Origin of the sequence: Pseudomonas sp. GL93 (assembly GCF_003408955.1) — a bacterium.
In the GTDB taxonomy this organism is placed as follows: domain Bacteria; phylum Pseudomonadota; class Gammaproteobacteria; order Pseudomonadales; family Pseudomonadaceae; genus Aquipseudomonas; species Aquipseudomonas paracarnis.
In genome coordinates this window covers 43,261-68,972 of the sequence record NZ_NKRF01000071.1, presented here as the reverse complement: position 1 = coordinate 68,972, position 25,712 = coordinate 43,261, and the positions used below count along the sequence as shown (strand labels likewise).

The window sequence follows — 25,712 nt, the reverse complement described above, 5'->3', positions numbered from 1 at the left end:
CTTCGCGAGCAAGCCCGCTCCCACATTTTGAAATGCATTCCAAATGTGGGAGCGGGCTTGCTCGCGAAAGCGGTTTCAGCGGCTCAAATACATCCGCGTCGTAAGCAGATACACCGGCAACCCCGACACCAATATCAACAACGCCGCATACGGCGCCGCCGCCGCAAATTCCACATTCGAGGTATGCGCCCAAACGGCCGTCGCCAAGGTATTCAGCCCGGTCGGGCTCAGCAGCAATGTCGCCGTCAATTCCTTCATCGCATCCAGGAACACCAACGCAAACGCAGCCCCTAGCGCCGGAAAGATAATGGGCAACGTCACGCGGCAAAAAGCACTGAACGACGAGGCGCCCAAAGTGCGTGCCGCCTCTTCCAATTGTGGCGCAGCCTTGTTCAGCGCTGTACGAATCGGCGCCTGTGCCAACGGCAAAAACAGCAGCGCATAAGCAATCAGCAGTAATGCCGAGGTCTGGTACAGCGCCGGCACGTAATGCAGGGCGAAATACACCAGGGTCAGCGCAATCACCAGTCCGGGCAGGGCATGCAGTAGATACGGCAAGCGTTCGGCCCAAATTGCCAACTGCCCTTTGTAGCGCACCACCAGCAGCCCAACCGGCACTGCCAGTACCAGGCACAGTGCGGCGCCGCCCAGGGAGAGCGCCAGGGATGACAGCAGCGCCTCGCTGATCTCGGCCATCGGAAACGCAGCCGACGAACCGACGGCCAACCAATAGCCGAGCATGCCCAGCGGGATACCGCTGCCGATGATCGCCAATACCAGGCAATACACCTGGCCCAATGGTGCCCACTTGCCCAGTTGAACCTGCCCGGCGTGTCGCGCCGCGCCCTGGCCGATACGCACGTGCCGGCCTTTGCCGCGTACACGCAGTTCCAGCCATAGCAGGGTCAGGCACATCACCAGTAGCACTGCCGAGAGCATCGCCGCATTGGCATTGCTGAACTCCAGTTCGAACTGCTGGTAGATCGCGGTGGTGAAGGTCTGCAACCCGATGATCGACAGCGCGCCGAATTCCACCAGCATGTGCAGTGCGATCAATAGTGAGCCGGCCAGCAGCGATGGCCACAGCAGCGGGAGTGTGATGCGAAAGAATACGCCCCAGCGATTAAGCCCCAGCGTGCGGGCCGATTCTTCCAGGGAGGGGTCAAGATTGCGCAGCGTTGCCGCCACCGGCAGAAACACCAGTGGGTATTTGGACAGGCTCATCACCAGGATCGCGCCGCCGAGCCCCTCGAACTGGGCGCTCAGCGACACCCAGGTAAAACTGCTGACAAACGCCGGCACCGCAAACGGCAGGCACAGGATCACGCCCCAGATGCGCCGTCCTGGCAGGTTGCTGCGTTCCAGCAGCCAGGCCAGGGACAGGCCGATCACGCCGCAGGTCAGGGTTACGCCGACCATCAATGCCAGCGTGTTGCGCAGCAGCCCGAACACATAAGGCCGCCACAGTAGATGCACCGCCTCCGTCCAGCCCGCCTGCCAGGCTTTGAGCCCGACATAGGCGAGCGGCAACAGGCTCAGGCCAACCAGCAACAGCACGGGCAGCAGCAGCCAGATCGACGGGCGTTTGCGACGGGGCGTGAACCCCGCGACGGAAAGCGATGGGTTCATCAATTCAGGCCAACGTCACGTTCCAGTTCCAGGGCTTCTTCGGCGTTGCCCAGGTCTGCGGGGGTGACCTTTGGTGGCTGCAACTCGCTAAATGGCTTGAGGCCGCGGTTCGATTCCATGCCCTTGCGCAGCGGGTACTCGGCCGACGTGTTGGTGATCACGCGCTGGCCTTCTTCGCTGGCCATGAATGCCAGCAGTTGCTGGGCTTCTTTGGGATGCTTGCTGGATTTGAGTGCGGCAGCGGAGGACACGGTGATCAGACCGCCCGCATCACCATCGGTGAAGTAGTGCAGCTGGGAGTCCAGATTGGTTTTTTCCTTTTTCAGGGCAAACCAGTAGTAGTTGTTCACCAGTACGGTGGCCACTTCGCCGTTTTCCACGGCCTTGAGGGCGACCATATTGTTGCTGTACACCTTGCCGAAGGCGCGCAGGCCGGTCAGCCATTCTTCCGCGGCTTCGCGACCGTGCAGCTTGATGATCGCCACGGCTTGTTCCTGGAACGCGCCGCTGGTGGGGACGAAACCGACCTTGCCTTGCCACTCGGGGCCGGCGAAATCCAGTACCGACTTGGGCAAGTCTTTTTCCGCAATCAATTTGGGGTTGAAGGCTACGACGCGGGTGCGTGCGGTCACGCCCATCCAATCGCCGTTTTTGCCCACGTAATCCTTGGGCAGCACATCGAGGGTGCTGGCATCGATTTTTGCCAACAAGCCTTGCTCGCCGAGTTTGTTCAGGGGCGGTGATTCTTCGGTGTAGATGACGTCGGCAGGGGAGCGCTCACCTTCTTCGACGACCTGGCTGGCCAGCTGGTTGCTGCTGCCTTTGCGCACGTTGACGTGGATGCCGGTCTTGGCTTCGAAGGCCTTGGCGAGTTCATCGCCGACTTCTTTGTGCTGGCCGTTGTATAAGGTCAGGGAGACCTTGTCGGCAGATTGGGCGGCGGGCGAGAGCAGGGTCAGGCTGAGTAGGGTGAGGGTCAGGCCGCGCAGAAGGGATGTCTTGAGTCGGTTGTCACGGATCATCATCCGAAGTGTTCCTCGCTTATATGCAACAAATCATTGCAAGGATAAACGATAAATCTTCTCAAGTGCGGATGAGGGGGAAATCATCGGGGATGTTTTCAAACCCCGGAAACGAAAAAACCCGCTTTCGCGGGTTTGATCTGAATTTGGTGCCCAGGAGAAGACTCGAACTTCCACGACCTTGCGATCACCAGCACCTGAAGCTGGCGTGTCTACCAATTTCACCACCTGGGCATTATCTAACAACGTTGCCGCTGTTGATGGGGCGAACTATACGGCGGGGCTTTTGATCTGTAAACCCCTGATTCGAAAAATATAAATCTATTTTTCCGTTAAAAATCAAAGGCCTGAAACGAAAAAACCCGCTTTCGCGGGTTTGATCTGAATTTGGTGCCCAGGAGAAGACTCGAACTTCCACGACCTTGCGATCACCAGCACCTGAAGCTGGCGTGTCTACCAATTTCACCACCTGGGCAGCATCAACAACGTTGCCGTCGTCGATGGCGCGCACTATACGGAGCGATATTTGAGCTGTAAACCCCTGCCATGAAAAAAGCCTGGAAAATTTCGCCAGTGGTCGTGCAAGGTGCGCGCCGGGGGTCGCAAAGGGCTTTTAAACGCTTGTTGATACCTGAAATTTCCCGTTTCAATACGCGTATGCCAAACTAACCCGCATATAGACAAGGTGAAAACTCTCTAATGGCCGATTGGCAGTCCCTCGATCCCGAGGCCGCTCGTGAAGCGGAAAAATATGAAAACCCTATTCCTAGCCGCGAACTGATCCTGGCGCACCTCGCCGATCGTGGTTCGCCTGCTAGCCGTGAGCAGCTGGTTGAAGAATTCGGTCTGACCACCGAAGACCAGCTCGAAGCCCTGCGCCGCCGTCTGCGTGCGATGGAGCGCGATGCTCAATTGATCTACACCCGTCGTGGCACTTACGCGCCGGTCGACAAGCTCGACCTGATCCTGGGTCGCATTGCCGGCCACCGTGACGGCTTCGGCTTCCTGATCCCGGACGACGGCAGCGACGACCTGTTCATGAGCCCGGCGCAAATGCGTCTGGTGTTCGATGGCGACCGTGCCCTGGCGCGGGTTTCTGGCCTGGACCGCCGTGGTCGTCGTGAAGGCGTGATCGTCGAAGTGGTGTCCCGAGCCCACGAATCTATCGTTGGCCGTTACTTCGAGGAAGGCGGCATCGGCTTCGTGGTTCCGGATAACCCGAAGGTGCAGCAGGAAGTGCTGATTACCCCGGGCCGCAATGGCGCCGCCAAGGTCGGTCAGTTCGTCGAGGTGAAAATCACCCACTGGCCTACTGCGCGCTTCCAGCCCCAGGGCGATATCGTTGAAGTGGTCGGCAACTACATGGCGCCGGGCATGGAAATCGACGTCGCCTTGCGCACCTACGATATTCCTCACGTCTGGCCTGAGGCCGTGCTCAAAGAAGCCGCCAAGCTCAAGCCGGAAGTCGAAGAGAAAGACAAAGAAAAACGCATCGACCTGCGTCATCTGCCGTTCGTCACCATTGACGGCGAAGATGCCCGCGACTTCGACGATGCGGTCTACTGCGAAGCCAAGCCTGGCAAACTGCGCCTGTTCTCCGGCGGTTGGAAGTTGTACGTTGCGATTGCCGACGTCTCCAGTTACGTGAAGATCGGTTCGGCCCTGGATAACGAAGCCCAGGTACGCGGCAACTCCGTGTACTTCCCAGAGCGCGTGATCCCGATGCTGCCCGAGCAGCTGTCCAACGGCCTGTGCTCCCTGAACCCCAAAGTCGACCGTTTGGCCATGGTGTGCGAGATGACCATCTCCAAAACCGGCGAAATGACCGACTACCAGTTCTACGAAGCGGTGATCCACTCCCAGGCACGCCTGACCTATAACAAGGTCAGCACCATCCTGGAAACGCCGAAGACCAGCGAAGCCAAGGCCCTGCGTACCGAATACGCTGGCGTGGTGCCGCACCTCAAGCAGCTGTACTCGCTGTACAAGGTGTTGCTGGGTGCCCGTCATACCCGCGGCGCGATCGATTTTGAAACCCAGGAAACCCGGATTGTCTTCGGCTCCGAGCGCAAGATTGCGGCGATCACCCCGACCACCCGTAACGACGCGCACAAGCTGATCGAGGAGTGCATGCTGGCGGCCAACGTGGCCACTGCCGAGTTCCTCAAGAAGCACGAAATTCCTGCGTTGTACCGCGTGCACGACGGCCCTCCGCCGGAGCGCCTGGAAAAACTTCGCGCCTTCCTCGGCGAGCTCGGCCTGTCCCTGCACAAAGGCAAGGACGGCCCGACGCCGAAGGACTACCAGGCCCTGCTGGCCAGCATCAAGGACCGTCCGGATTACCACGTGATCCAGACCGTGATGCTGCGCTCGCTGAGCCAGGCGGTGTACAGCGCCGATAACCAGGGCCACTTCGGCCTGAATTACGAGGCGTACACCCACTTCACTTCGCCGATCCGCCGTTACCCGGATTTGCTCACGCACCGGGCGATCCGCAGCGTGATCCATTCCAAGCAGAACACCCCGCACGTCAAGCGCGCCGGTGCCATGACCATTCCGAAAGCACGGATCTACCCGTACGACGAAGCGGCCCTGGAACAGCTGGGCGAGCAGTGCTCCATGAGCGAGCGCCGCGCCGACGAAGCCACCCGCGACGTAGTGAACTGGCTTAAGTGCGAGTTCATGAAGGATCGTGTAGGCGAGTCGTTCCCGGGTGTGATCACCGCCGTGACCGGCTTTGGCCTGTTCGTCGAGCTGACCGACATCTACGTCGAGGGCCTGGTGCATGTCACCGCCTTGCCGGGTGACTATTACCACTTCGATCCTGTGCATCACCGCCTGGCGGGCGAGCGCACCGGTCGTAGCTTCCGCTTGGGTGATACCGTTGAAGTGCAGGTCATGCGTGTCGACCTCGACGAGCGCAAGATCGACTTCGGCATGCCTGACAAGCCGGCTGAGCCTGCGGGTCGTAAGAAACGTGGTGAAACCACAGCGCCTGCGTCCAAAGGCAAAGCAGCCACCGCAAAAACCACGGCCGAGCCTGGACCTGCCAAGGCCGGTCGTCGTTCTTCTGCCAAGGAAAAGGCCCCTGAAGCCTACCGCCCAAGCGACGCGGCGGCGAAAAACGCCGAGCTGCGCAAGAGCCGCGAGTTGAAGCAGCAGCTGCTCAACGAAGCCAAAAGCGGTGGTAAAGCGGCGTCTGGGGGAAAGTCCCACGGGGCGGAAAAGCCGTCGAGCAAGCCAAGTAAACACCGTAAAGGCCCGCCAAAAGCGGGTTCGGCTCCCGCAAAAAGCGGCGGGTCGCGCAAACCTAAGGCCAAGTCATGAGTCTGGAAAAAATCTACGGCGTGCACGCCGTAGAAGCACTGCTGCGTCACCACCCCAAGCGCGTCAAGCAGGTGTGGTTGGCCGAAGGTCGCAGCGAGCCGCGCGTACAGGCGCTGGTCGAGTTGGCCACGCAGAATAAGGTTGCCATCGGCCAGGCCGAGCGTCGTGAAATGGACGTGTGGGTCGAAGGCGTTCACCAGGGCGTGGTGGCCGACGTCAGCCCGAGCCAGGTGTGGGGCGAGGCGATGCTCGACGAGCTGCTCGACCGTACCGAAGGCGCACCGTTGCTTTTGGTGCTGGACGGCGTGACCGACCCGCACAACCTCGGGGCCTGCCTGCGTTCGGCGGATGCTGCCGGTGCGCTGGCGGTGATCGTGCCCAAGGACAAGTCCGCGACCCTGACGCCGGTTGTGCGTAAGGTCGCCTGCGGCGCGGCGGAAGTGATTCCGCTGGTGGCCGTGACCAACCTGGCGCGTACCCTGGAGAAGCTCCAGCAGCGCGGCCTGTGGGTAGTGGGCACGGCGGGGGAGGCCGAGGTCAGCATCTATGACCAGGACCTCACCGGCCCGACCATCCTGATCATGGGCGCCGAAGGCAAAGGCATGCGCCGTTTGACCCGTGAGCATTGCGATTACCTGGTGCACCTGCCGATGGCCGGTAGCGTCAGCAGCCTCAATGTGTCGGTTGCGACGGGTGTTTGCCTGTTTGAAGCCCAGCGTCAGCGTGGTGCGAAAGCCAAGGCCAAACCCAAGAAGTAATCAACATGTGGGGCTTGTCCCAATCCTAATGTAGGAGCGAGCTTGCTCGCGAAAAGCGTCAACGATAACGCGGGCTTCCTGAATGAGCGCGGTGTCTGTGAGTTTTTCGCGAGCAAGCTCGCTCCTACATTTGTGTTTGTGGTGCTTGGGGTTGTTCAAATAATCACCAATCACCTTGCGCCCGTTCTCCCCCTTCTCTACAATTGCGCCCCTTGCCTTCCTGGCAGGCACTGATGTGCCTCCCCTGCGGTAAGATCCATAAGTGTCATTCACTCCTTGTCTGACCGTTTTTGAGCGGCAGGCTACAACCCGTAAGGAGCATTCATGCGTCATTACGAAATCATCTTTTTGGTCCACCCGGATCAAAGCGAGCAAGTCGGCGGCATGGTTGAGCGTTACACCAAGCTGATCGAAGAAGACGGCGGCAAAATCCACCGTCTGGAAGATTGGGGCCGTCGTCAACTGGCCTACGCAATCAACAATGTTCACAAGGCTCACTACGTGATGCTGAACGTTGAGTGCACTGGCAAGGCCCTGGCCGAGCTGGAAGACAACTTCCGCTACAACGATGCAGTGATCCGTAACCTGGTCATCCGTCGCGAAGAAGCCGTTACCGGCCAATCCGAGATGCTCAAGGCTGAAGAAAACCGCAGTGAGCGCCGTGAGCGTCGCGATCGTCCTGAGCACGAAGGCGCTGAAAGCGCTGAAGGCGAAGAGAACGACAGCGATAACGCTGACGAGTAATCCACGGACCTTATTAAGGAGCCTATCAAATGGCACGTTTCTTCCGTCGTCGTAAATTCTGCCGCTTCACCGCTGAAGACGTGAAAGAGATCGATTACAAAGATCTCAACACTCTGAAAGCCTACGTATCCGAGACCGGCAAAATCGTTCCAAGCCGTATCACCGGTACCAAAGCACGTTATCAGCGTCAGCTGGCCACCGCTATCAAGCGCGCCCGCTTCCTGGCCCTGCTGGCCTACACCGACAGCCACGGCCGCTGAGACCGGGCAGTCGACAAGTAGTAAGGGATTGAATGCATGCGCGCCTTAGCTGAGTTCATCATGCGCGGTCGCGTGCAGGCCACTCTGGTAGTGGCTGGATGTGCGGCATTGCCGTTGCTTTATTGGTTGGGTGCTGCCGCAGGTTGCCTTGTGCTACTGCGGCGCGGTTTGAAGGACGCCCTTGGCGTTCTTGCCCTGGGTTTGTTGCCAGCCTTGATCTGGTGGCTGCAAATGGGTGATCCACGGGTACTTCTGGTACTGCTGGGGTCATCGAGCCTTGCGTTGGTTTTGCGCGCAAGTGAGTCCTGGGTCCGCACGCTGCTGGTCAGCGTGGCATTGGGGTTGGTGTACTCAGTGATGCTTGGCGCGGCTTTCCGCCCGCAGATCGAGGCGCTGGCGCAGGAGATCGTCAAGATCCTGCCGTTGGCCCTCGGGGATCTCTACCAGCATTTGTCGGTAGATGAGCGAGCGCGGTTTGCGTCACTGATTGCGCCGGTCCTGACTGGCCTGATTGCGGCTTTGTTGCAGGTCGTCAGCGTGCTGAGCCTGATTCTTGGGCGTTATTGGCAGGCGTTGTTGTACAACCCGGGTGGTTTTGGTCGCGAGTTTCGCAGTATCAGAATCCCAGCGGGGCCAGCGATGTTGCTGCTGGCGTGCATGGTTGTCGGGCCGAACTTCGGCCCACAGATGGCCTTGCTGGCGCCGATTTGCAGCGTACCGCTGGTGTTTGCCGGGCTGGCCCTGATTCATGGGCTTGCCGCGCAAAAGCGACTGGCCAGGTTCTGGCTGGTGGGGTTGTACGTCACGCTGTTGCTGTTCATGCAGCTGATCTATCCGTTACTCGTGGTCTTGGCCATTGTTGACAGCCTGATTGATTTTCGCGGTCGTCTGGCGTCGAAAGACGCCGATAACGCGAACGGTGAAGGTTAAAAGTTAGAGGATTTTCACATGCAACTGATCCTTCTGGAAAAAGTCGCCAACCTGGGCAACCTGGGCGACAAAGTGAACGTTAAGGCCGGCTACGGTCGTAACTACCTGCTGCCATACGGCAAAGCCACCGCTGCAACCGCTGCCAACCTGGCTGCGTTTGAAGAGCGTCGTGCTGAGCTGGAAAAAGCCGCAGCAGACAAAAAAGCGTCGGCCGAAACTCGCGCTGCCCAACTGGCTGAGCTGGAAGTGACTATCACTGCCACCGCTGGTGACGAAGGCAAGCTGTTCGGTTCGATCGGCACCCACGACATCGCTGATGCACTGACCGCCTCCGGCGTTGAAGTGCAGAAGAGCGAAGTTCGTCTGCCGAACGGCACCATCCGCAACGTAGGCGAATTCGACGTAGCCGTGCACCTGCACGCCGAAGTTGAAGCCACCGTACGCGTTGTCGTGGTAGCTGCTTAAGTCGCACCTAACTGACTGGCACCTCGCGTGCCAGCCGGTTAACATCGGGCACGATCCTGTTTACAGGTCGTGCCTTTTGTTTTTCTACACACCCCAAATTTCAAGTGGCCATGAACGAAATCTCCGCTCCTGAGCAATACGATCTGCAAACCGCTGCCCTGAAGGTGCCGCCGCATTCCATCGAGGCCGAACAGGCCGTGCTCGGTGGCTTGATGCTGGACAACAACGCCTGGGAACGCGTGCTGGATCAAGTCTCGGACGGTGACTTCTATCGCCATGACCACCGCCTGATCTTCCGCGCTATCGCCAAGCTGGCCGACCAGAACTCACCGATCGACGTGGTAACCCTGGCCGAGCAGTTGGACAAGGAAGGCCAGACCTCCCAAGTGGGTGGCCTGGGCTACCTCGGTGAGCTGGCAAAAAACACGCCGTCCGTCGCCAACATCAAGGCCTATGCGCAGATCGTCCGCGAGCGGGCCACCCTGCGCCAGTTGATCGGCATCAGCACCGAAATCGCCGACAGCGCCTTCAACCCTGAAGGCCGCACCGCCGCCGAGATCCTTGACGAAGCCGAGCGCCAGATCTTCCAGATCGCCGAAGCACGGCCCAAGACCGGTGGCCCGGTCAGCGTCAACGACTTGCTGACCAAAGCCATCGACCGCATCGATACGCTGTTCAACACTGATGCTGCCATCACCGGTATTTCCACCGGCTACACCGACCTCGACGAGAAGACCAGCGGCCTGCAGCCGTCCGACCTGATCATCGTCGCCGGCCGTCCGTCCATGGGTAAGACCACCTTCGCGATGAACCTGGTGGAAAACGCCGTACTGCGCAGCGACAAGGCGGTATTGGTGTACTCCCTCGAAATGCCAGGCGAATCGCTGATCATGCGTATGCTTTCGTCCCTGGGTCGTATCGACCAGACCAAAGTGCGTTCCGGCCAGTTGGAAGACGACGATTGGCCGCGCTTGACCTCGGCGGTCAACCTGCTCAATGACCGCAAGCTGTTCATCGACGACACGGCCGGTATCAGCCCGTCCGAGATGCGTGCGCGTACCCGCCGCCTGGTACGTGAACACGGCGATATCGCCCTGATCATGATCGACTACCTGCAGTTGATGCAGATCCCGGGTTCCAGCGGCGATAACCGTACCAACGAGATTTCCGAAATCTCCCGGTCCCTCAAAGCCCTGGCCAAGGAATTCAACTGCCCGGTGGTGGCGCTGTCCCAGCTCAACCGCTCCCTGGAACAACGCCCCAACAAGCGTCCGGTGAACTCCGACTTGCGGGAATCCGGAGCGATCGAGCAGGATGCCGACGTAATCATGTTCGTGTACCGCGACGAGGTGTATCACCCCGAGACCGAGCACAAAGGTATTGCCGAGATCATCATCGGCAAGCAGCGGAACGGCCCCATCGGCTTTATCCGCTTAGCCTTTATCGGCAAATACACCCGTTTTGAAAACCTGGCGCCGGGCAGCTACAACTTTGACGACGACGAGTAAGTACTGGCGCTTTGCCTCAGATTTCGCGGGTTGATTCAGGGTCCTTGGCGACCGCCGCCGTCGTGATCAAGTTGGGCCCTTCGTTGAGCAACATGCCGGCGGCCAGCAAGCGTTGCTCATACATGTTTACCTCCATGCGACTGACGCTGGACAACGGGTTGTGAGAGACCTGGGTGCCGCTGTTGACTTGGACGGAGTGCGCCAGCCAATTGGCCGTTGGCGCAACCACAAAGTCCGGGATTGTGGTTATCCGGTTGTGACTCAGGTTGAGCCTTCCCAGCCCGGGTTGGGTAAACAGGCCGACCGGCCATGTATCAATACCGGTATTCGACAGGTTGACCTCGCGCATGTCCGTCACCTGGCTGAAGTCGGGGATTGCCCCCAACCCTGGATTGTCATTCAGCCAAAGGGCCCTGAGCGTTATTCGCCCTGCAAGTACGTGCGCCGTTTCGGTGGTCAGTGTCAGTTGGTTTTTTTGCAGGAACAGGCGCGTCAGGTTGTTCATTTCACTCATGCCCTCCGGCAAATCCCTGAGCAGGTTATTTGACATATCCAGCCAGCGTAAGTGATGAAATTGGCGCAGGAAGTTGTTCGGGATAGCCTCCAGGCTCATGTTGCTCAGCCTGAGGGAACCGACGTGTTTGAAGTCGGCACTGATGGCTGGCAGGTTTGGCAGTTTCAGCCCACTCAGATCCAATTCCAGGCCAATCGATGCGCCATTGGCGGCAAATCGTTCAGGGGCGTTGAGCTGCCAGCAACTGACGATGCGCTCCCTCGCCTGCTCCAGGTCAGTACGTTGACGGTTGCCGCCCTGAGTAGAGGATGAGGATCCCTGCGCATCGCCGCCTTCTGCGTGTACCCAATAATCGAGCTGTGCTTTTAATAGCTCGAGTTGCTTGCTGAAAGTGCCCGTTGGAACACCTTGCCCCAGGCGCCAGATCCGCTCTCTGCACTCCTTGATAGGCTTGGTTGGGTGCTGTTTTCGATAACGCTGGGCCGGGGAGTTTTTTACATCGAATGCCGCGGGGTCGGCAGGGTCGGCCAGCTCCGGATGAGTGTCGTGGAGGCGTTGCCAATATTCGTCGAATTTTTTCCAATATTGGGCGGGGAACGGGTTGCCCTCCAGCCGCGTGCCGGCATTGATCCGCGCCACTGTTTGCAGGTCATCGGCTGCGGGATTGAGGTGGGCTTGCGGTACCTCACGCAACTTATTGTCTCGCAAGTCCAGGTGAGCCAGGGAGGGTAGGTTCATTAACCCTGCCGGCCACTGACTTATCCCGGTGTTAGATAAATTCACAGCGTTCAAGCGGGTCATGGTGCTGAAGTCAGGCGTTATTTGCAGTGAGTTTTCGGAAAGATCGAGGGCGGCCAGTTGATTCAGACTGCTCAGTATCGCTGCGCTCTCCACGTCCAGCTTCATATGGTTCGAGCGCAGGCTCAGGTTATCCAGGTTTTTCATCCGGCCAATACTGGCGGGTAACGTCTCTATGTTGGAGTAGGCAATACTCAACGAGACAAGGTTGGGGAAGTTAGCCAGGAAGGTGCTGGCACCTGTTGCCGAGGTTACTGAGTCGATACTGAGTATTTTGACGTGGCTGAAATCGGCGGTCAGCGCTGGAAGGGGCGCATTCAAGGAGGGCAGCCTTAATGTGTCCGCTGACTTGAGCCAGCACTCCCTGATTGATTTGGAGGCGTATGCCGAGTCCGGTTTTGGCGTGCCCGCAGAGCGAGGGGCGTTGGGATCATGCTCTGCGATATAGCGTACCAGTTGCCTGTCCAATTGATCGAAGGCCTGGATACGGGCCATTTCTGTTTCCGTGTTGTCACCCAGTCCACTCAAATACTCCCTGGCGGCCTGGGCGTTTTTCTCGGGGTACATCCGCTGTACTATCGCGATCTCGTGCGCATCCGCCTCAAGCCTGAATGCATCGATTCGAGAGAGGGGGCTCAGTTCGGGATGATCGGTCGCCAACCGTCGCCGATACTTTTCAAGGATCCTCCAATACCCGGCTGGGAATGGATTGCCTTCAAGGAGCGTGACGCCATTGACGCGCGCCACTGTGTCGAGTTGGTCGGGTATCGGGTTCAGGTTTGCTTCAGGCACTTCATGCAACTGGTTATTGCGTAAATCGACAACTTTCAGAGCACTTAGGTTGTTTAAACCGTTCGGCCACTGATTTATCTGTGTACTGCTCAGGTCCAGGGTTTTCAGCTTGACCATGGCACTGAAGTCGGGGGGGATTCCCAGTGGGTTGCCCGACAGGTTCAGGTGTTCAAGCTTGCTCAGGTTGGCGAGTTTTGCGGCGTGTTGTGCATCAAGCTGGATGTGATTGGACCTCAAATTCAGCGTGGTCAGGTCGTGCAACTCACCGACCATGGCGGGGAGTTTGTCGAGCTTGGAGTCGGTAATGCTCAGTTGTTCAAGGCCGGTGAAATTACCCAGGAAGGTATCGGCCGCTTCCGACCAGTTAACCGATTCCACAACAAGTTCGCGTACGTGGCTGAAATCCGCTTTTAACGCGGGTAGCGCTGCCAGGTGCGGTGGAATTTTGAGTAGGGTGCCTGCCTCGCGGCGCCAACAGCGTTTGATCTCTTTGGCGATACGTTCTCGCGGGCCTGTCGATTCGGCGGTGTTCGCTTTGGTCCATGCCTTCAGATCTCTTTTGAGGTTTTTATACTCGGTTTCCCTCTGGGCCAGCCCGTCGTTGATATTGCCTCCCAGCGTTTGGATGAACAGGTTGACCTGCCCTTCCGTAAAGGTCGGAAACAGTCTGCGCACGCGGCTCTGCGGGGTGCGCAGCCGGTTGGTGACGGCGGTGACGCTGTCGGCCAATTGTCGGGGAAAGTTCCAGTCATGGCCTGATCCACGCATACCGCCTTGCGCCCCAACGATGGCGCTGACCCACACCTTCGCGGTATTGCGCGTGATGGCGTGGGTTTCGCCGGCACGGCTACTGTTGTAGACGTTGCCTTCATCCATGGCGACGGCATCGCCAGGCTTGACGATTCGCCAGACTGTGTGAGTGGCAGAGGAGGCGTCACGATCCAACATGACTTGATAGGTGCCGTCATCGATACTCACGTATTTTCGCTGGCTCATCTCATGGATGCCGTTCACGTCGGCATTGTTCGGCAGTTGCTTATAGGGTATCCGAAATGCGCTGAGGCTTTGGCTCGACAGCGGCAGCTCGCGTGAGGGGATCAGGAATTCATGCAAGTACTCCCGATGCACGTGAGCCTGTTTGAGCACATCCTGAGCCAGGCCGGCGTTGTCGTGGAGCCCCCTGCCCAAGTCGTCACGTTGAGTGTCCGTGAGCGTTCGCAAGGTGGCGCTGAGCAGGCTGTTCTCCCCGACGATAGCCTTTTGCAGAGTGCCACTGTCCTGCTGGTAGCCGGCATAGCGATTGCCGGACTTTACCAGCATGACAAAACTGTCTGCGTCGTCATTACCGTACGTGTTCAGCAGCGCCCCACGGCCCACGATATCGCCTGCCTGATCCGTCACGCCTTGATAGACCTGCACAGCGACGTCGCTGGGCCAGCCAGGCAGCAGCGTCAACAGGTTGCCGAACAGCGCCTCGCTTTGGGCATTGAGCCCGCGATCGCTGGGGGTTGACAGCGCGCTCAGTGCCTCGGTAATGAGGCTTTGTTCACGGCCTTTATGGATGGCTTCTCGAACGGGCGCGGCTAACGCAGAGTATTCGCTGGCTTCGCGCAGTGATGGATGCTGTTGGAGCAGTTCGGCGGCTCTGGCACGTGAGAGATCCGGGAAGCGTCGGCGCAGCAGGCTGATGGTCGGATCGTCAGTCTGTTTGAGCGTCGTCTGCAACTGGCGGGCTCCTTCATACAGCCCTTGGTGCTCGATGGCCTGAAGCAGTGACACGGGAGCGGACTGGTGCGCAAACCAGATATCCTGCAAGCCTTGACGATCAACACCCGCTACGTGCAGCGCGCGTTGACAGGCCGCAGTTGTCAGCGACAGCTGGCTGGGCGAAACCATCTGCTGCAGCAGTTGCGCATCACTCAGGGCGCGGGTGTCGACGGGGTCGAGTACCCAGTGGTTACGGGCTGGCAGAAAGGTGATATAGGGCAGCACGCTTGAAGCGTCACCGGTGAGTCGATAGCGCCCGGAACCTTTGTCCAGCTTGACCTCGACGATCCTGCTTTTACCGTCTACTTCCAGCTTCGCGTAGCTGTAGGTGTTTTTCTCAAAAACACCCTGGCTATTTTGCGCAACTCCGTCCAGGAAGCTCGGGTCGATAGCGCGCTCGGCATCGACGAACCAGAGGCCCGGCTTGCCGTCGGCCGCGACCCCATACCGGGGATTGCCCAACGCACTCATCAGTTTGCGCGTGCGCCGTACCGACAATTTACTGGCTACGGCCTGCAAGCGCAGCCCCACCAGCAGATCCAGAATGTCCCCGACTGCGTGCCCCAGCTCGGCCTGCTGCCCCCGCCGCAACGCCGAAATAGCTGAGCCGGTCTGATAGGCGAGGGTGCCCATCATCGCGATCAGCATGACCTTGCTCATGCCGGTTACCCCACCAGGCACGGCGATCAGCAGCATCGACAAGGTTTCGCTGACCAGATAGGTGAGCAAGGCAACCGCGGCCTCGCGATCGGCAAGCTGATTGGTGCGCGCCAGTCGAATAAGGTCTGCTTGAATAGGCCATGATTGGCGTACAGGCAAGGTGTGGGCCAGAGCGCGGGTATCCGGGCCAATTTTTTCAACGGTTAGTTTTTCCCGATTAGGTGTCTTGCTGGCGAACAGGTCGTACAGAATGCGCGCATGCCAGTAGAGTTCGTCGCGGTTGACCTTGAGCGGCTTGATGAAGGTCCTGATCTTTTCCTGGTTGTTCAAGAAGATGGCTTTCATGAACCAGCCGAAATGCTTGAGGCCCACATCGTTGCGAATCTGTTTTTGCAAGTCGTCCACCGCCTCTTTCCGGGAGGTGTGGCGACGGAGCGCACCGTCCGGACGGTCCGGGAAATAGCTGTAGACGCAGGCGCCATCCGGTGTGTCAAAGTGCCGCGTGAAAAACGGCATGGCAATTTTGTCGCCGCCGGCGTCCAACTGGTACATGTCCCAATGAATGTTTGCATCGAACAGCGCGTTCTTGAGGTTGTTGAACTCCCACTCATTGATGCTCCACGGCTCGCGGGTGCGATAGGCATCGCGCAAGGCGATCACCAGCTTGGTGCCCTGCAGGCCGAACAGTGCGTTGTACAGACGCTTCTTGAACTCGTTCTCAATGTAATCGCCGATCCGCTTGCCGAAATCGACACTGCGCACGACCGCGACGAACTCTTTCACGCTCAGGGCGCTATCACTGATAAAGCTGGCGCGCTGCTCTTCGGTGGAAAAATACGCGGTGAAGCCGAAGTTACGGTGCGCAGCCTCCAGCAAGGTCATCGAGCGCTCGTACTCGCGCACGCTGAGGTCCTCTTTGAAGATGCGCACCTGATCGCTCAAGCGATCATTGGCCGGCAAGTCGTCCTGGGCAATCGGCAATTGGCGCACGCGGGTTTTAAGGTATGTGGTGCGCGGGTCGATCTGCTTGCCTGTCTTGCTTTTCAGTGCGCTTTGCAGGGCATCGGCCAGTTGCTGGTTCAAGTCGTTGTAAAAGTCATTCAGGGTGGTGCTCAAGTGCTGTTCGCGCTCGATCAGTTCATTGCACAGGCGCAGGTATTCCTGTTGCTCGTCAGGTGGAAGTTTGCCCATGAACGTGGTCACGTTTGCTTGCATGGCCTTGAGGATCTGCTGCTCGGACCAGCGTTCGCTGGTCAGCAACAGGGATGGTTCAGCCTCGGCGGCTGGAATGGAAGGTGTTGTCATGGTCCGTGCTCGTCGTGTGAGCGCCTGGCGCTGCGGCTGGTCTGGCGCTGGTCAAAGATTGAGCAACGGTAGGGCGGGCAGCGCCAGTAGGAGGGGTATATATTTCTGAGGCCGAAAGTGCGGGCAGAGCGGTGACGTGGTCACGCATATTTCCGACCACAGTCGTCGGAATTGGTTAATTTTTGTGCTATATTCCGCGCCCGCGATTTTTCATCTCCACACCGGTCACCGTCATGCAAACAGCCAAGCCGTTATTTGACTATCCCAAGTACTGGGCCGAATGTTTCGGTCCTGCGCCATTCCTGCCGATGAGCAGGGAGGAGATGGATCAGCTTGGCTGGGATTCGTGCGACATCATCATCGTCACCGGTGATGCCTATGTTGACCACCCATCGTTCGGCATGGCGATCATCGGCCGGCTGCTGGAGTCCCAGGGCTTTCGCGTCGGGATCATCGCCCAGCCGAACTGGCAGTCCAAAGACGACTTCATGAAGCTCGGCGAGCCGAACCTGTTCTTCGGCGTCGCGGCCGGCAACATGGACTCGATGATCAACCGCTACACCGCCGACAAGAAAATCCGCTCCGACGACGCCTACACCCCTGGCGGCATGGCCGGCAAACGCCCCGACCGTGCGAGCCTGGTGTACAGCCAGCGTTGCAAGGAAGCCTACAAGAACGTGCCGATCGTGCTCGGCGGTATCGAAGCTTCCCTGCGCCGTATCGCCCACTACGACTATTGGCAGGACCGCGTGCGCAACTCGATCCTGATCGACGCCACCGCCGATATCCTGCTGTACGGCAACGCCGAGCGGGCCATCGTCGAAGTTGCCCAGCGCCTGTCGTGGGGCCACAAGATCGAAGACATCACCGATGTGCGCGGTACCGCGTTCATCCGCCGTGATACGCCAGCCGGTTGGTACGAAGTGGATTCCACGCGCATCGACCGTCCGGGCAAGATCGACAAGATCATCAATCCGTACGTCAACACCCAGGACACCCAGGCCTGCGCCATCGAGCAAGAGAAAGGCCCAGTGGATGACCCGGAAGAAGCCAAGGTTGTGCAGATCCTGGCCAGCCCGCGCATGACCCGTGACAAGACCGTGATCCGCCTGCCATCGGTGGAAAAAGTCCGCGGCGACGCGGTGCTCTATGCCCACGCCAACCGCGTTTTGCACCTGGAAACCAACCCAGGCAACGCCCGTGCCCTGGTGCAGAAGCACGGTGAAGTGGACGTGTGGTTCAACCCGCCGCCCATTCCCATGACTACCGAAGAAATGGACTACGTGTTCGGCATGCCGTACGCCCGCGTACCGCACCCGGCGTATGGCAAGGAGAAGATCCCGGCCTACGACATGATCCGTTTCTCGGTGAACATCATGCGTGGCTGCTTCGGCGGCTGCACCTTCTGCTCGATCACCGAGCACGAAGGCCGCATCATCCAGAACCGTTCCGAAGAGTCGATCATTCGCGAGATCGAAGAGATCCGCGACAAAGTGCCGGGCTTCACCGGCGTAATCTCCGACCTCGGCGGCCCGACCGCAAACATGTATCGCATCGCCTGCAAGAGCCCGGAAATCGAATCCGCGTGCCGCAAGCCGTCGTGCGTGTTCCCTGGCATCTGCCCGAACCTGAACACCGACCACTCGTCGTTGATCCAGCTGTACCGCAGCGCCCGTGCGTTGCCGGGTGTGAAGAAGATCCTGATCGCTTCCGGCCTGCGCTACGACCTGGCCGTCGAATCGCCGGAGTACGTCAAAGAGCTGGTCACCCACCACGTCGGTGGCTACCTCAAGATCGCCCCGGAACATACCGAGGAAGGTCCGCTCAACCAGATGATGAAGCCGGGCATTGGCAGCTATGACAAGTTCAAGCGCATGTTCGAGAAGTACACCAAGGAAGCGGGCAAGGAGCAGTACCTGATCCCGTACTTCATCGCCGCCCACCCCGGCACCACCGATGAAGACATGATGAACCTGGCCCTGTGGCTCAAGGGCAACGGCTTCCGTGCCGACCAGGTGCAGGCGTTCTACCCGTCGCCGATGGCCACCGCCACCGCGATGTACCACTCGGGCAAGAACCCGCTGCGCAAGGTCACCTACAAGAGCGACGCGGTGACCATCGTCAAGAGCGAAGAGCAGCGCCGCCTGCACAAGGCGTTCCTGCGTTACCACGACCCGAAGGGCTGGCCGATGCTGCGTGAAGCATTGACCCGCATGGGCCGTGCCGACCTGATCGGGTCGGGCAAGGACCAACTGATCCCGCTGCACCAGCCGTCCACCGACAGCTACCAGAGCGCCCGGCGCAAGAACTCGACGCCGGCGGGCAGCCATAAGGTCGCCAAGGAAACCACCACCAAGATCCTCACCCAGCACACCGGCCTGCCACCCCGTGGCAGCGACGGCAGCAACCCGTGGGACAAGCGCGAGCAAGCCAAGGCTGCGGCCCAGGCGCGCAATAAACAGGCGGCCAAAGAGCGCAGCGATGCGGCCAAGGGCAAGGGCGGCAAGCCTACGCGCAAGCCGGTTGTGCCGCGTTGATCGACGCCTGAAATACAAAACGCCAGCCTCGTGCTGGCGTTTTGCTTTCTGGTCGGTGGTGAGTCTGTTTGGTAAGGTGGCGCCCATTAGATTGCTATCGCAGGCAAGCCAGCTCCCACACTTGGAATGCATTCCCCTGTGGGAGCTGGCTTGCCTGCGATGAGGCCGGTCTGGGCACTTTCAATTTCAAGGAAGAACACTTATGGGCAACCCCTTGCTCAACATCGGCATGGACTCCAACCGCTCCCAATTCATGGCGCGCCAGCGCATTGAAAGCCAGATCAACCTGCCGCGGCTGTTCGCCGTCATCGACGCCGACCCCAGCATCGTCGGCGCTGGCGTGGTGTACATCGACGCCGACTTCAATGTGATCACCCTGCGCGAATTCAAGCCCATCTGCAGCATCAAACCCAAGCGCGTCATTTTGCGCGAAGCGCAGAAATACATCTCGCCGGCGCAGTTTGTCGAGCAGGTGAAGACCGACCCCCGTGAAGGGCGACTCCAGAAGGAGGCCTTTGATATGGGGCTTTCCTGTGGAGCGGCGGTGATCGGCTGGATCGTGGTGTTCAGTGGCAGCGTCGCCGTACCCTTCACCGCAGGTGCCAGTGCTTTTGTGGTGGGTATTGGCGTCACGGCCGCGCTGGCCAGCAGTGCTCAGTGCGGATTTGGCGTGGCCCGTACCTATAACGAGATCCTTGACCCGCAGGCCAACGACCGCATGGACGACGCCCAGTGGTACGGCGCGGTGTCACCGATTCTCGATGCCGCATCGTTGGTCGGTATCGGAACGGGAGCCTTCACCACATTAAGGCTGCTCAAGGCCAAAAAGGCCGCTGCCGTGGGCAAGAGTTGGTATGAGCTGCTCAAGGGCTTGAATCGCCAGGAGCGCAAGAAGTTGACCCAGGAATTGCTCAGCCTCAAAGACCCAAGCCTGACCCCCAAGTTGCTCAAGTTGCAGCAGCGCGCCGGCACGTTGCCCAAGCGCTACAGCTCCACGGAAATTCGTCACGCCACGCTCACCCAGCTCAAGGACGCCTTGGGCGGCATGTTGGGTATCTGGGGCAGCTATCGGACCGGTCATGTCGGCTCGGCCTCGACGCTTGCCATTGGTCTGTATGAGGAACTGACGGAATGAAGGGGTTTCCCGATAGGCGCAGTTTCCTTGCGCGTTATTTTCCGGTGTTCATGGGCACCATCTTCATGGCGATCTTTTCCGGTTCGGTGGCTGTCTCCACGGCGGGCGTGACCTATTTGCGCGGTGTTGAGCCGGCGCTCAAGGCCAACTACTCCGCAGCTGCAATCCTGGTGCTGGTAGCGGTGCTGGTGTTTGGCAATGTGATGATTGCACGCGGCTTCCCCTGGGCGACTCGGCTGGTGGCGGGCTACCTGGTGTGCTGCCTGCTGTTCGTGTTGCCGATGATTCAATACGGTCTCAATACCCTGGTGTATGGCTCGGCGGTGCTGTTCCCGCTGCTGGGTTTGTTGCTGCTCAACAGCAAGCGCCATCGTGAAATGCGGCAGCGGTTACTCGAAATACGTCACCTGCGTCGGGCGGTGATTGCGCAACGCAAAGCCCGTTGATTCTGTAGATTTATTGGCGGTAGGTGGCCTGTTTGTTAGGGTGGCGCCCATTAGATTGCTATCGCAGGCAAGCCAGCTCCCACAGGGGAATGCATTTCAAGTGTGGGAGCTGGCTTGCCTGCGATGAGGCCGGTCGCGGCACTCTCAATTTCAAGGAAGAACACTTATGGGCAACTCCTTGTTCAATATCGGCATGGATTCCAACCGCTCTCAATTTATGGCGCGCCAGCGCATCGAGAGCCTGATCAACCTGCCACGGCTGTTCGCCGCCATCGATGCCGACCCCGCCATTGTCGGTGCAGGTGTTGTGTATATCGATGCCGATTTCAACGTTGTCACCCTGCGCGAATTTCAGCCCATCTGCAGCATCGCACCCAAGCGTTTGATCCTGCGTGAGGCGCAGAAGTACATCGCGCCAACGCAATTCGCTCAGCAGGTGCAAGACAATCCGCGTGAGTCCCGCTTGGTGGGCGAAGCGGTCAATACCACGCTATCGTGTGCCGGCGCGGTCATCGGTTGGATTGTGGTGCTCAGTGGTTCCGTCGCAGTTCCGTTTTCGGCGGGGGCCAGTTCGGTGGTCGTGGCGCTCGGCTATACGGCCGCGGCAGCCAGTTCTGTGCAGTGCTTTGCCAGCGGCTATCGTACCGTCAATGAGATCCGCAACCCCGCGCGAAATGATCAGCTCGACAGTGAGGAATGGTACCAATACACCATGATTGCCCTGGACGCGGCGTCGTTGGTTGGGGTGGGCTCATCGGCATTGGCAACGGTCAAGCTGGTGCGGTTGAATAAGGCCTCTACCGGGAAAAGTGTGAGAGAGGTGCTCAGGGGCCTGAATCGACAGGAGCGCGCCAAGTTGACCAAAGAGCTGCTGAGCATCAACGACCCACGCTTGACGTCCAAGATGATCAAGTTAAAGCAGTTGTCGGGCGAGTTGCCTAAGCGGTTCACCCCCACCGAGGTCAAGCATGCAACGGTCACGCAGATCAAGGACGCGTTGGGCGCAGCCATCGGTTTTACCGGTAGTGCGGTGTCAGGGAACGTGCGCACAATTGCCATAGGGCTGTATGAGGAGGCCGAACAATGAACGAGCTGCCTAACATTCGCAGTTTTCTGTCGACGTACTTCCCCGTCTTTATGGGGGCGATATTTGTCTGCATTTTCACCCTCGTGTTTGCGGTTCCGGTGTTCTTCGATAGCTATATGCCAAGCCTGTCCATGGCAGATAATGCCAAATACTCCTTCCTGGCGGGTATCGCACTCACGCTAGTCATTGTGCACTGCAATTTCATGATCGCACGGGGGCGTCCCCAATGGATGTGGCCGCTAGTGTTGCTGCTGGGTGTATGCTTTCTGGGTGTATTGCCAACACTCAATGATCAACCGAACGGGGTGGTATATGCCTTGAGCCTGGCGTTTCCATTAATTGGGCTATTGCTGTTCAACAGCAAACGCCACCGTGAAATGCGCCAGAAACTGGTCGAAGTCCGCTGCCTGCGCCAGGCCATGATTGCCCAACACAGACACCATTGATTGGGTAGATTCACCACCTGCCCTCAGCTCAGCGCTACAAATGTGTGCAGCGCCTGCACCATAGCCGCAACGTTGGCGCCGTTTTGGTGCTGTACTGCACCGGGTCTGACGTTTTAGTGCAATGACTGCTGCTGTGGCATAAGTCTTGCGCGCGTTGTGCTTATGCCCTGGCTCGCAGGAGGCCGCCGTGTCGATTCATGTCGCGTTGCACCACGTTACGCATTACCGCTACGACCGTGCTGTTGAACTCGGCCCACAGATCGTTCGGCTACGCCCGGCGGCCCATAGCCGTACGCGGATTTTGTCCTACGCGCTGAAAGTGCTGCCCGAGCAGCATTTCATCAACTGGCAGCAAGACCCTCAGGGTAATTACCTGGCGCGCCTGGTGTTCCCGGAAAAGACTGACGAGTTGCGCGTCGAAGTCGACTTGGTCGCCGAGATGGCGGTGTTCAATCCGTTCGATTTTTTCCTGGAGCCCTACGCCGAAAATATCCCGTTCAGCTACGCCGCCGATGAGCAGCGCGAGCTGGCGCCGTACCTGGAAACCTTGCCGCTGACGCCAAGGTTAGCTGCGTACCTGGCCGGTATCGACCGCACGCCGCTGCCTGCTGTGGATTTCCTGGTAGGCCTCAACCAGCGCCTGGCCGCCGATATCGGTTACCTGATTCGCATGGAACCGGGCGTGCAAACCCCGGAATTTACCCTGGAAAACGCGTCCGGCTCCTGCCGCGACTCGGCCTGGTTGTTGGTGCAATTGCTGCGCAACCTCGGGTTGGCGGCGCGATTTGTCTCTGGTTATCTGATTCAACTGACCGCTGACGTCAAAGCCCTCGACGGCCCGTCCGGTACCGAGGTGGACTTCACCGACCTGCACGCCTGGTGCGAAGTGTATTTGCCCGGCGCTGGCTGGATTGGCCTGGATGCCACGTCCGGGTTGTTCGCCGGTGAAGGGCATATCCCCTTGGCCTGTAGTCCCGACCCATCCTCCGCCGCGCCCATCAGCGGGTTGGTGGAGCCGTGCGAATGCGAGTTCACCCATGAGATGTCGGTGGAGCGCATCTGGGAAGCGCCACGGGTGACCAAGCCCTACACCGAAGAGCAATGGCTGGCGATCCAGGCCCTGGGCCGGCAGATCGATGGCGACCTGCTCAAGCACGACGTACGCCTGACCATGGGCGGCGAGCCGACCTTCGTCTCTATCGACGACCCCGACGGCGCCGAGTGGAACACCGCAGCCCTGGGGCCGGACAAGCGTCGCCTGTCGGCCGAGCTGTTCCAGCGCCTGCGCCAGCACTATGCGCCCAAGGGCCTGGTGCATTTCGGCCAAGGCAAGTGGTACCCCGGCGAGCAACTGCCGCGCTGGTCGCTCAATTGCTACTGGCGCCGCGACGGCGTGCCGATCTGGCACAACAGTGCACTGATCGCCGATGAGCAAGAAGACTACGGCGCCGATGGGGTAATGGCCGGGCGTTTCCTGGCCAGCGTCGCCGAGCGCCTGAAACTGCCGGCGCGCTTTGTGTTCCCGGCGTTCGAAGACAATTTCTACTACCTATGGCGCGAAGGGGCTCTGCCCCAGAACGTCACTGCCCAAGACCCGCGCCTGAGCGACGACCTGGAGCGTGAGCGCCTGCGCAAAGTCTTCAGCCAGGGCCTGGATAAAGTCATCGGCCAAGTGCTGCCGCTGGCACGGACTGCGGCCAATGACCGCTGGCAGAGTGGGCGTTGGTACCTGCGCGATAACCACTGCCGCCTGGTGCCGGGTGATTCGCCGCTGGGCTATCGCCTGCCGCTCGCTTCTCAGCCCTGGGTGACTGCGGCGCAGTATCCGTTTGTGCATCCGACCGACCCTAACCAGGATCAGCCGGATCTGCCGACCAGCGCCCAGTTGCAAAACCATGGCGAGCCCGCGCCGGTTGATGAGCGTGTGCCCAAGATTGACGAGTCCGCCGACTGGTTGACCCGTACCGCGCTGTGCGCCGAAGCACGGGAAGGGCGCCTGTACCTGTTTATGCCGCCGCTGGAGCGCGTCGAGGATTACCTGGAGCTGGTGACTGCCATTGAGGCCACCGCCCAAGAGCTGCATTGCCCGGTACTGCTGGAGGGCTACGAGCCGCCAGCGGATACGCGCCTGAGCAATTTCCGGGTCACGCCAGACCCTGGTGTCATCGAGGTCAACGTACAGCCGTCCGCCACCTGGGACGAGTTGGTGGAGCGCACCGAATTCCTCTACGAGGAGGCCCGGCAAACCCGCCTGACCACCGAGAAGTTCATGATCGATGGGCGCCATACCGGCACCGGTGGCGGTAACCACTTCGTGCTGGGCGGCGCGACGCCCAAGGACTCGCCCTTCCTGCGCCGGCCGGACCTGCTGCGCAGCCTGATCAGCTACTGGCACAACCACCCGTCGTTGTCCTATTTGTTCTCCGGCCTGTTTATCGGCCCCACCTCCCAGGCGCCCAGGGTGGATGAGGCGCGCAACGACGCGCTGTATGAACTGGAAATCGCCTTCGCGCAGATGCCGGTACCGGGCGACGAGTGCCCGCCGTGGTTAGTGGATCGCCTGTTGCGCAACCTGCTGATCGACGTGACGGGTAATACCCATCGCGCCGAATTCTGTATCGACAAACTTTACTCACCCGACGGCGCCACTGGCCGCCTGGGGCTGCTGGAACTGCGCGCCTTTGAAATGCCGCCCCATGCGCGCATGAGCCTGACCCAGCAGTTGTTGCTGCGGGCGCTGGTCGCGCGGTTCTGGCGCGAGCCCTATGCGCCGCCGAAGCTGGCGCGCTGGGGCACTGAACTGCATGACCGTTTCCTGTTGCCGCACTTTATCGAGCAGGACTTTGCCGACGTGATCGTCGAGCTGAACGCGGCTGGCTATCCGCTGCGTGCCGAATGGTTCGCGGCGCATCTGGAGTTCCGTTTCCCCAAGGTGGGCGACTACGCCGTCAGCGGTATCGAACTGGAACTGCGCCAGGCCTTGGAACCCTGGCACGTGCTGGGCGAGGAGGGCGCAGTAGGTGGCACGGTGCGCTATGTGGATTCGTCCCTGGAGCGCCTGCAAGTGAAGTTGAACGGGTTGCCACCGCAACGCTACCTGCTGACCTGCAATGGCGTGCCGGTGCCGCTGCAAGCGACCGGCCGCGTCGGCGAGTTCGTGGCGGGCGTGCGTTACCGCGCCTGGCAACCGGCCAACTGCCTGCAACCGACCATCCCCGTGCATGCGCCGCTGGTATTTGACCTGCTCGACACCTGGATGCAGCGCTCGTTGGGCGGCTGCCAATACCATGTGGCGCACCCGGGCGGGCGCAATTACGACAGCCTGCCGGTGAATGCCAATGAGGCGGAGAGCCGGCGCATGGCGCGGTTTTTCCGCTTGGGGCATAGCCCTGGCAAGCTGCCAGTGCCGACTGTAACGGTAAACGATGAGTTGCCAATGACCCTGGATTTGCGGCGTTTCACAAAAAATAAGGAATGAACATGATCCAGGTGTGGGAGCTGGCTTGCCTGCGATAGCGGTGGTTCAGTCGATAGTTCTGGTGACTGACACACCGCTATCGCAGGCAAGCCAGCTCCCACATT

The 25,712-nt window shown here is 59.6% G+C and carries 16 protein-coding genes and 2 tRNA genes; 13 read left to right on the top strand and 5 right to left on the bottom strand.

The genetic code is table 11. The features are described 5' to 3' along the window. Positions 1 to 75: 75 nt before the first annotated feature. The 4 genes from CER19_RS13280 to CER19_RS13265 form a co-directional block, all read right to left on the bottom strand. On the bottom strand, positions 76 to 1,629 hold the full coding sequence (locus tag CER19_RS13280) for an iron ABC transporter permease (protein WP_116666742.1): 1,554 nt from the start codon (positions 1,627 to 1,629) through the stop codon (positions 76 to 78). Continuing rightward, positions 1,629 to 2,654, bottom strand: a complete 1,026-nt coding sequence (locus CER19_RS13275) for an extracellular solute-binding protein (RefSeq protein WP_116666741.1) — start codon at positions 2,652 to 2,654, stop codon at positions 1,629 to 1,631. Before CER19_RS13275 ends, CER19_RS13280 begins: the two co-directional genes overlap by 1 nt. Positions 2,655 to 2,798: 144 nt before the next feature. Next, a tRNA-Leu gene (locus CER19_RS13270) sits at positions 2,799 to 2,885 on the bottom strand. A gap of 154 nt (positions 2,886 to 3,039) precedes the next feature. After that, positions 3,040 to 3,126 (bottom strand) — tRNA-Leu (locus CER19_RS13265). Positions 3,127 to 3,350: 224 nt separating this feature from the next. On the opposite strand from CER19_RS13265, the gene rnr reads away from it, so the two are divergent. The 7 genes from rnr to dnaB all read left to right on the top strand — a co-directional run bounded on the left by rnr (position 3,351) and on the right by dnaB (position 10,643). After that, a complete protein-coding gene (gene rnr / locus CER19_RS13260) occupies positions 3,351 to 5,978 on the top strand; it encodes a ribonuclease R (RefSeq protein WP_116666740.1) in 2,628 nt (875 codons plus the stop codon). Then, entirely contained in the window at positions 5,975 to 6,736 is a 762-nt protein-coding gene (rlmB, locus tag CER19_RS13255; RefSeq protein ID WP_003188074.1) for a 23S rRNA (guanosine(2251)-2'-O)-methyltransferase RlmB, read from the top strand. The genes rnr and rlmB overlap by 4 nt, the downstream gene beginning before the upstream one ends. A gap of 324 nt (positions 6,737 to 7,060) precedes the next feature. Beyond that, positions 7,061 to 7,480 (top strand): 30S ribosomal protein S6, encoded by a 420-nt coding sequence (rpsF, locus tag CER19_RS13250; protein WP_003188075.1) that lies wholly within the window; start codon positions 7,061 to 7,063, stop codon positions 7,478 to 7,480. A 29-nt stretch (positions 7,481 to 7,509) separates the two neighbouring features. Next, positions 7,510 to 7,740, top strand: a complete 231-nt coding sequence (gene rpsR / locus CER19_RS13245) for a 30S ribosomal protein S18 (protein ID WP_002551829.1) — start codon at positions 7,510 to 7,512, stop codon at positions 7,738 to 7,740. A 36-nt stretch (positions 7,741 to 7,776) separates the two neighbouring features. Further along, positions 7,777 to 8,670, top strand: a complete 894-nt coding sequence (locus tag CER19_RS13240) for a hypothetical protein (RefSeq protein WP_034125655.1) — start codon at positions 7,777 to 7,779, stop codon at positions 8,668 to 8,670. 18 nt (positions 8,671 to 8,688) lie between these two features. Continuing rightward, positions 8,689 to 9,135, top strand: coding sequence for a 50S ribosomal protein L9 (gene rplI, locus CER19_RS13235; RefSeq protein WP_003171376.1), 447 nt, complete (start codon positions 8,689 to 8,691; stop codon positions 9,133 to 9,135). Between the two features lie 110 nt (positions 9,136 to 9,245). Beyond that, positions 9,246 to 10,643: a replicative DNA helicase gene (dnaB, locus tag CER19_RS13230; protein ID WP_003188079.1), complete on the top strand. Its 1,398-nt coding sequence runs from the start codon at positions 9,246 to 9,248 to the stop codon at positions 10,641 to 10,643. 16 nt (positions 10,644 to 10,659) lie between these two features. Here the strand turns inward: dnaB and CER19_RS13225 are convergent, their stop codons facing one another. Next, positions 10,660 to 16,365 (bottom strand): dermonecrotic toxin domain-containing protein, encoded by a 5,706-nt coding sequence (locus CER19_RS13225; RefSeq protein ID WP_371921548.1) that lies wholly within the window; start codon positions 16,363 to 16,365, stop codon positions 10,660 to 10,662. 347 nt (positions 16,366 to 16,712) lie between these two features. Between CER19_RS13225 and CER19_RS13220 the strand changes: the two genes are divergently transcribed. The 6 genes from CER19_RS13220 (at position 16,713) to CER19_RS13195 (ending at position 25,608) form a co-directional block, all read left to right on the top strand. Further along, a complete protein-coding gene (locus CER19_RS13220) occupies positions 16,713 to 19,016 on the top strand; it encodes a YgiQ family radical SAM protein (RefSeq protein WP_003188080.1) in 2,304 nt (767 codons plus the stop codon). 202 nt (positions 19,017 to 19,218) lie between these two features. Next, a complete protein-coding gene (locus tag CER19_RS13215; RefSeq protein WP_116666738.1) occupies positions 19,219 to 20,151 on the top strand; it encodes an NAD synthetase in 933 nt (310 codons plus the stop codon). Next, on the top strand, positions 20,148 to 20,597 hold the full coding sequence (locus CER19_RS13210) for a hypothetical protein (protein WP_116666737.1): 450 nt from the start codon (positions 20,148 to 20,150) through the stop codon (positions 20,595 to 20,597). Before CER19_RS13215 ends, CER19_RS13210 begins: the two co-directional genes overlap by 4 nt. Before the next feature lie 166 nt (positions 20,598 to 20,763). Next, positions 20,764 to 21,684 carry a hypothetical protein gene (locus CER19_RS13205; protein ID WP_003188084.1) on the top strand — a complete coding sequence of 307 codons (921 nt, stop codon included), beginning with the start codon at positions 20,764 to 20,766 and terminating at the stop codon, positions 21,682 to 21,684. Further along, the gene (locus CER19_RS13200; protein WP_116666736.1) at positions 21,681 to 22,130 is read left to right on the top strand and encodes a hypothetical protein; all 450 of its coding nucleotides are present in this window, start codon (positions 21,681 to 21,683) and stop codon (positions 22,128 to 22,130) included. The genes CER19_RS13205 and CER19_RS13200 overlap by 4 nt, the downstream gene beginning before the upstream one ends. Before the next feature lie 187 nt (positions 22,131 to 22,317). Continuing rightward, positions 22,318 to 25,608, top strand: coding sequence for a DUF2126 domain-containing protein (locus CER19_RS13195; RefSeq protein WP_116666735.1), 3,291 nt, complete (start codon positions 22,318 to 22,320; stop codon positions 25,606 to 25,608). The last annotated feature ends 104 nt before the right edge of the window (positions 25,609 to 25,712 follow it).